The sequence below is a fragment of the Pseudomonas sp. MD195_PC81_125 genome (assembly GCF_014060985.1).
In the GTDB taxonomy this organism is placed as follows: Bacteria; Pseudomonadota; Gammaproteobacteria; order Pseudomonadales; family Pseudomonadaceae; genus Aquipseudomonas; species Aquipseudomonas parakoreensis.
Window position 1 is genome coordinate 1 of record NZ_JABULD010000662.1, and the last position, 5,336, is coordinate 5,336.

Here is a 5,336-nt window from a genome sequence, read left to right on the forward strand (position 1 = left end):
CTGCGATCTTTTGCTTTTGCTGTTAGCCCTTCAACCAAACCCCTTTCGCATTCAGGCGCTCCCGGTCATGCGCCACACTGAAACCCTGCTCTGGCCCCTTCGGCACAATCCCCGTGGGATTGATGGTCTTGTGGCTGCCGTAGTAGTGGTTCTTGATGTGCTGAAAATCCACCGTCTCGCCAATCCCCGGCCACTGATACAGCTCACGCAGCCAGTTCGACAGGTTCGGATAATCGGCAATTCGCCGCAGATTGCACTTGAAGTGCCCGTGGTACACCGCATCGAAGCGAATCATCGTGGTGAAAAGACGCACGTCTGCTTCAGTCAGGTATTCGCCAGTCAGGTAACGATTGGCGCCCAGCACTCGCTCCAGATGATCCAGTTCGGCAAACACTTGATCGAACGCCTCTTCGTAGGCGTGTTGCGAGGTGGCGAACCCGGCGCGATACACGCCGTTGTTCACCGCCGGATAAATCCGCTCGTTCAGTGCATCGATCTCGCCACGTAACGGTGCCGGGTAGAAGTCCAGCTCGTTACCGGTCAGGCCATCGAAGGCGCTGTTGAACATGCGGATGATTTCCGCCGACTCATTGCTGACAATGCGCTTGAGTTTCTTGTCCCACAACACCGGCACGGTGACGCGCCCGGTGTAATCCGGGGTGTCGGCGGTGTAGCGCTGGTGCATGAAGTCAAAGTGATCGAGCTTGTCGCCGGTCGAGCCCAAGGCCTTGTCGAAGGTCCAGCCGTTTTCCAGCATCAGCCAGCTGACCACGGACACGTCGATCAGGCTTTCCAGACCTTTGAGCTTGCGCAGGATCAACGTGCGGTGTGCCCACGGGCAGGCGAGCGATACATAGAGGTGATAGCGCCCGGCTTCGGCGGCGAAACCGCCTTCACCGCTCGGCCCGGGCTGGCCGTCAGCGGTGACCCAGTGGCGACGTTGCGCCTGTTCGCGCTGGAACGCGCCATCCTTGCTGCTTTCGTACCACTTGTCCTGCCAGCGGCCATCGACGAGTAAACCCATGATCAAGACTCCTGAATCCAATAAGCGTTGGAGCCGAGTCTATTCCGATGAGTTCGAACAAAAAGCGCAAAAATCGGGCGTCTATGATCGGTTAAATCGATTTTTTGCGCGCCGCCCAGTATTGCTCGGCGGTTTCGAACGCTTGCTCGCGGCTTTGCCCGAGGCCACGCAAGGCCAGGGCCATGGTCGAGATCAGGGCCATTTGCGGATAGCTGTCGACCACGTCGCCACGCCACACCGCTTTGAGATGTTCAACGTCCAGCGAGGCCGGTTTGACGTGGCGCTGGCTCGACAGTTGCGGCCATTCTTCGTCCCAGCTCTCGCCGCCCTTGGTGCCGTACAGATGGCTGTCGGCATCCGGGTTGATCTCGATCTCGCCGCCGTCGCCCTTGACCACGATCGCCGTGTCGCCGAGCAGACCGCTGGCCTCGCGATGCACGGCTTGATAGCCCGGATGAAAAATACTTTGCAGGCCACAACGGGCGCGCAGCGGGTTGAGAATCCGTGCCAGCGAATGGATCGGCGAGCGCAGGCCCATGGTGTTGCGCAGGTCGATCATCTTCTGCAACTGCGGCGCCCAGTCCATCAGCGGCATGAACGCCAGGCCGCCGTTGTCCAGCGCGTTGCCGACCTGCTGCCACGTGCGGCACAGCGGGATGTCCAGCACGCCAAGCAGTTGTTCGGTATACAGACGCCCGGCGGTATGCGCGCCGCCGCCGTGCATAAAGATGCGCACGCCGTTCTGCGCCAGGCACTTGGCCGCCAGCAGGTACCACGGCAGGTGGCGCTTCTTGCCGGCATAGGTCGGCCAGTCCAGATCGACATTCAGCGTTGGCGCTGCCAGGCGCTCGCGCAGGGCCTCGGTGAAACCGGCCATTTCCTCGGCGCTTTCTTCCTTGTGCCGCAGCAGCATCAGAAAGGCTCCGAGCTGGGTGTCTTCGACCTTGTCGTCGAGCACCATGCCCATGGCTTCCCGGGCCTCTTCACGGGTCAGGTCGCGTGCGCCGCGTTTGCCCTTGCCAAGGATTCGCACGAACTGCGCGAACGGGTGCTCGGCGGGCGTTTCGAGGGTCAGCGCTGGAAAGTCGGTCATAGGCAATTCGTCGGTTTGGGCAGGCCCGCCAGTTTCGCGGCGAGTTTGGCAGGGGTGCCTTTGAACAATCGGTTCAGGTGCAGGCTGTTGCCTTTGTCCGGGCCGAGTTTGAGTGCGGTGTATTTGATCAATGGACGGGTGGCTGGCGATAGCTGAAATTCCGCGTAGAAGTTGCGCAGCAGTTCGAGGATTTCCCAGTGTTCGGCAGTCAGTTCGATTTCCTCGGCAGCGGCAAGGGCGCTGGCGACGTCATGGGACCAGTCGTCGAGGTCGACCAGAAAGCCGTCCTTGTCCAGGTCGATGGCGCGGGCGCCTACAGTCATCGAATTCATAGCCAGCTGTTGACCTTGTCGTGGTGGATCGACAGTTCGACGAACGCTGGATAGTCGATAGCCTCGGCCCAGTCGGGAGCAACGATGGCGCGGGCCTGCAGGTCTTCGGCGAGGGCGAACAGCTTGACCCGGCGCTCGTTCAGCTTGGCGAATGGCGCGGTGCCGGGTTGCAGGGCATACACCGCGTCTCCGGACAACAGCAAGGCGTCGGCAGCGCCGATCACGCGCAGGCAACTGTTCAGGCGTTCGTCGCCGAACGGGGAATGAGACAACACATGCAAAGTCGACATCAGAGGGTGATCACCTGGTCGTAACGGTCAATAAGGGCGGTGATTTCGCTGGCGCCGAGCGGCTGCGCTTCGTCCAGCGACAGCGTGCTCAGGCCACGGGCGCTGGCGCTGTCGGTGCAGTAGAACAGTTCTTCAACGCCGAACATCGGCAGCGCCTGCAGGTTGGCGCTCAGGTCTTTCTGTTGCAGGGCCTTGGCGTTCTGTCCGGCGGCCAATTGCAGTACGCCGTCATCGAGAAACAGCAGGCCGATCGGCAGATCGAACGCGCCGCCGGCCAGCACGATGTCCAGCGCCTCGCGGGCGCCGGGGCCGGACCATGGCGACTGGCGGCTGATGATCAACAGGGATTTGGCCATCTCACGCACCTCCGAAACAGATCAGTCGATCGGCGTCCTGCACCGCATCGTGCAACTGGCCGAGGCCGGACAACTCCCACGGCGCGCTGACCGCAACGGCATCACGCTGATAACGCCTGGCCTCTTCGTCATTCAGTACGCCACGACGCAGGGCGGCGGCAATGCATACCACGCCGTCCAGTTGTTGCTCGGTGATGAACGCACGCCACTGTTTGGGTAGGTCCAGTTCGTCCTGCGGGGTGACCACTGCGGCGGAGGCGTTGTAGACGCCGTCCTGATAGAAAAACAACCGGACAATCTCATGCCCACCAGCCAGCGCCGCCTGAGCAAACAGCAGGGCACGGCGCGAGGAGGGCGCATGGGCGGCGGAAAACAGCGCAATGGCGAACTTCATGACGGACTCGATCAGCAAAACTGCGGCCATGATAAAGCTTTATGAAGGCAGCCGCGAAACCCAAGTTGCACACACCGATTACGCGGGAATAACTGTCCGCCTGCTGCTATCGGTCATAGTGCGAATCCATGTAGGAGCTGCGGCACGCTGCGATCTCTTGATCTTTACAAGCAAGATCAAGAGATCGCAGCCTCGTTTCACTCGACAGCTCCTACAGGGGGGGAGTGAGGTTTCGATCAGCGCGGCATATAGCCCAGTTGCCAGCGCCGCGGAATGCTCAGCGACAGCACACCGAGCGCCGCCGCCAGCAAGCCGCTGGCGAACAGCGCCCGAAGCCCGAAATGATGTTCCAGCACTGCGCCGAGAATCGCGCCGATGAACATCCCGCTCCATGGCACCAGTTGCACCCGCCAGCCGTTACGGCGTTCGCCGAGCATCCAGCGGCCGAGTCCACGGCCGAAGCGCGATAGCGCGCCGGTCACGTAGGTCAGGCCGACCGGCAGACCATTCACTTCCTCGACCGCCGCGTTAAGCATGCCCATCGCGATGATCGCCGCCAGCAGCGCCGGCAGTTGCGTGTCATACGGCCACGCGGCCGCGAAGCACAGCAGAGTGGCTATGCACAGCAGCAAGGGCAGTGTGCGCCGGCCACTGAGGCGACCGATCACGATGCCCAAGGCATTACCGATCACGAACGTGACGACGAGGATGACCAGGCGCAGCGTCAGGCCGAGGTCACCGTCACTGATCGCCACCGCCAGCCGCGTGGTGTTGCCGCTCATGAAGGAAACGAAATCGCCACTGGCCATGAAGCCGATAGCATCGGTCATGCCTGCCAGCACGGACAGACTGGCCACCAGTGCCAGACCGATACGCCCACGCCATTTCTGCCGATGCAAATGCCCGGACGTGGCGCGGTGAGTCGAAGTGGAGGGTAGCATCGGTGACGATATCCTTGAGCAGCGGTTAAGGTTCCAACCCGTACAGATCGCAGTAATCGGCCCAGCTCATGTGGGCCATTTCCGCCACTTCGCGGTGCACCTCCATGCGCTGAGCCTGGTACTCCCCGGGCGTTTGCGCCGTGAGCTGCAAGGTCAGCTCCCAAGCGAACAGGCCTTGATTCTCCGCCTCAGCCTCGAAGGCTTCGTGCAGGCGTTCTTCACGATACTGCGCCAAGGTTTCACCCTTGGCCTGGGCCTGCAGCGGGTTGAGGTGATCGAGGGTTTCGCGCAATTCGGGGCGCGCGTCGAGAAACAGTTTCAGGGCTTGTTCATGTCGCTGGTCGGTGGGCGCCATGTGTATTCCTTGTCAGGCTGATGACCCTAGGGTGCCGGAGCGGCCGGCGTGTGTCGCGCTATAAATGCAGTAAAGCAGAACGATTTTGCCGGTTGCGATGATACAGTCCGCTTTTTTCTGAATGAGCGAATGCAATGCGAATTCTGATGGTAGCGCTGGCCGCGACCGTGCTGGCGGGCTGCGCGGGCTCGGTGATGGACGATTCTCGCACCAAAGCCCCTTACAAGGTTCTGACCTCGGACAAGCCCGAGAAAGTCGTGGCCCAGTGCGTGCAATTCGCCTGGCAGGACGAGGCGGTGTTTGGCGTGGACGCCGGCGCGTATCTGCAACCGGGCAAGAAGGGCGGCTCGACGGTGTATACCCGTTCGGCGGAATCGTTTGTCGACGTGACCAGCGATGCGTCGGGGACGGTGCTCAATTACTACGTGCAGAAGGATGATTTTGTCGCCAAGCGGCGTTTGGCGGGGTTGGCGACCTGTCTTTGATCGTGTGTTGACGCGACTGCCGTCTTCGCGAGCAGGCTCGCTCCCCACTGATTCCATTGTGGAAGC

General features: G+C 61.5%; 9 protein-coding genes. 1 reads left to right on the forward strand and 8 read right to left on the reverse strand.

Annotated elements, in window-relative coordinates; translation table 11 throughout:
* Positions 1-22: 22 nt before the first annotated feature.
* The 8 genes from HT737_RS26125 to HT737_RS26160 form a co-directional block, all read right to left on the reverse strand.
* On the reverse strand, positions 23-1,024 hold the full coding sequence (locus HT737_RS26125; RefSeq protein ID WP_182404281.1) for a glutathione S-transferase family protein: 1,002 nt from the start codon (positions 1,022-1,024) through the stop codon (positions 23-25).
* A 91-nt stretch (positions 1,025-1,115) separates the two neighbouring features.
* Positions 1,116-2,117, reverse strand: a complete 1,002-nt coding sequence (locus tag HT737_RS26130; protein ID WP_182404282.1) for a glycosyl transferase family protein — start codon at positions 2,115-2,117, stop codon at positions 1,116-1,118.
* The gene (locus HT737_RS26135; RefSeq protein ID WP_182404283.1) at positions 2,114-2,449 is read right to left on the reverse strand and encodes a TusE/DsrC/DsvC family sulfur relay protein; all 336 of its coding nucleotides are present in this window, start codon (positions 2,447-2,449) and stop codon (positions 2,114-2,116) included. The genes HT737_RS26130 and HT737_RS26135 overlap by 4 nt, the downstream gene beginning before the upstream one ends.
* Positions 2,446-2,739 carry a sulfurtransferase complex subunit TusB gene (tusB, locus tag HT737_RS26140; RefSeq protein ID WP_182404284.1) on the reverse strand — a complete coding sequence of 98 codons (294 nt, stop codon included), beginning with the start codon at positions 2,737-2,739 and terminating at the stop codon, positions 2,446-2,448. The genes HT737_RS26135 and tusB overlap by 4 nt, the downstream gene beginning before the upstream one ends.
* The gene (tusC, locus tag HT737_RS26145) at positions 2,739-3,095 is read right to left on the reverse strand and encodes a sulfurtransferase complex subunit TusC (RefSeq protein WP_047295096.1); all 357 of its coding nucleotides are present in this window, start codon (positions 3,093-3,095) and stop codon (positions 2,739-2,741) included. Before tusC ends, tusB begins: the two co-directional genes overlap by 1 nt.
* 1 nt (position 3,096) lies before the next feature.
* A complete protein-coding gene (tusD, locus tag HT737_RS26150; RefSeq protein ID WP_182404285.1) occupies positions 3,097-3,489 on the reverse strand; it encodes a sulfurtransferase complex subunit TusD in 393 nt (130 codons plus the stop codon).
* A 236-nt stretch (positions 3,490-3,725) separates the two neighbouring features.
* Positions 3,726-4,430: a YoaK family protein gene (locus HT737_RS26155; RefSeq protein ID WP_041074232.1), complete on the reverse strand. Its 705-nt coding sequence runs from the start codon at positions 4,428-4,430 to the stop codon at positions 3,726-3,728.
* A gap of 25 nt (positions 4,431-4,455) precedes the next feature.
* The gene (locus HT737_RS26160; protein WP_121184805.1) at positions 4,456-4,785 is read right to left on the reverse strand and encodes a DUF6388 family protein; all 330 of its coding nucleotides are present in this window, start codon (positions 4,783-4,785) and stop codon (positions 4,456-4,458) included.
* A gap of 134 nt (positions 4,786-4,919) precedes the next feature.
* Here HT737_RS26160 and HT737_RS26165 point away from each other — a divergent pair, with 134 nt between their 5' ends.
* Positions 4,920-5,270, forward strand: coding sequence for a hypothetical protein (locus HT737_RS26165; RefSeq protein ID WP_041074236.1), 351 nt, complete (start codon positions 4,920-4,922; stop codon positions 5,268-5,270).
* Positions 5,271-5,336: the final 66 nt, after the last annotated feature.